The following is a 1,229-nucleotide window of genomic DNA, read 5'->3' on the forward strand; positions in this document are numbered from 1 at the left end:
TAAATTGTATTACGGCCACACGAAGGACTAGACTCTTTTAGTAAAGCAAAGCGAATATTATGCTTATTACAAAGGGCTAATGCTTTATTAGCGCCAGCTTCAAATGCACTTGTTACATCCTCAGCAGTATTTGTAATAACTCGATTTTGCTTTATCTCAGCGGGCGCTCTAGGCACGAGTAAACCACCAGCAATCTCAGGACAAAATACAATTAATCTATTTTGCTTTTGCCACAAATTAAGTTGAGGGTGCAATATTGTTTGTCCTTTACCATCATAACGAACTGGCAAACCTAACAAACAACTTGAGATTAAAATTTTTTCCATAATGAATTTTCTTCTCCAAATAAAAAAGCTCCTTAAGGAGCTTTGTTATTTAACCAAACTACTTATTTATTTGCTAAGTAATTAATGAGTGCGCTTACATCTTCTGGCGTTGAAATGCCTGACTCACCACCTAAGTTAAGCTTGTATTTACCATTAACGATAAACGTAGGAACGCCACGAAGTGCCCCTTTGCCTTTAAAGTAATCTTGGTCACGTTTCATTTTAGAGCTAAGTGTACGTACCGAGAAGCTTTCAAATAATTTATCAAACTTGTCGCCATCTACGCCTTGAGCTAAAAATACATCTTTTACATCAGCAAGCTCATTAAAACGAGCGCGCTTTGCATGGATATGATCAAACATCGCTGAAATAATTTTATCTTTTTGAGGTAGTACTTCAGCTGTAGCTAATGCTTGGCTGATCATGGTTTGATGTTCTGGGTCACGTACACCCACAAAATCTACATGGCTTTTCTTAAACTTTACGTTTTTATCTAGCTTAGGTTTGATCTCGGCCAGCAGTGGTTCCATGTTATTACATGCAGGACAGTAAAAAGAGAAAAACTCTTTTACTTCTGGTTTTCTGGTTGCACGATCAGAGACGACATCATAATGCACGCCCTCTTCGTAAGTGGCAGCAAAACTGGTTGCAGCTAAAGGGAGTAATACAGCAAGTAACCCTGCTTTAACTAATTTGATCATTATTATGGTGCTCCAAAAATTATAGTTTTAGTAAAAAGCTAATTAACTCATCAAGCTCTTGTTGGCTCTTGATTGTATTAATATTGATTTTATATTTGTCATTTACGATAAATGTAGGCACGCCAGTTAATGCGCCAAGTTCAGAATATTTATTCTGCTTATCTTGCATGGCACGTTCAGCTGCTATGATAGGCAAACTAGC

3 protein-coding genes are annotated in these 1,229 nt (G+C 37.2%); all 3 read right to left on the reverse strand.

What is annotated here, in order from left to right; genetic code table 11:
• Nucleotides 1–326, reverse strand: a 326-nt coding sequence (locus AC3WVG_RS12050) for a 2-thiouracil desulfurase family protein (protein ID WP_488798362.1), incomplete at its 3' end; no start/stop codon positions are given.
• Nucleotides 327–388: 62 nt separating this feature from the next.
• Nucleotides 389–1,027: a thiol:disulfide interchange protein DsbA/DsbL gene (locus AC3WVG_RS12055; protein WP_024601507.1), complete on the reverse strand. Its 639-nt coding sequence runs from the start codon at nt 1,025–1,027 to the stop codon at nt 389–391.
• Between the two features lie 19 nt (nt 1,028–1,046).
• The coding region (locus AC3WVG_RS12060; protein WP_488798363.1) for a hypothetical protein at nt 1,047–1,229 on the reverse strand (183 nt) is incomplete at its 5' end.

Source organism: Desulfovulcanus sp., from assembly GCF_982781345.1.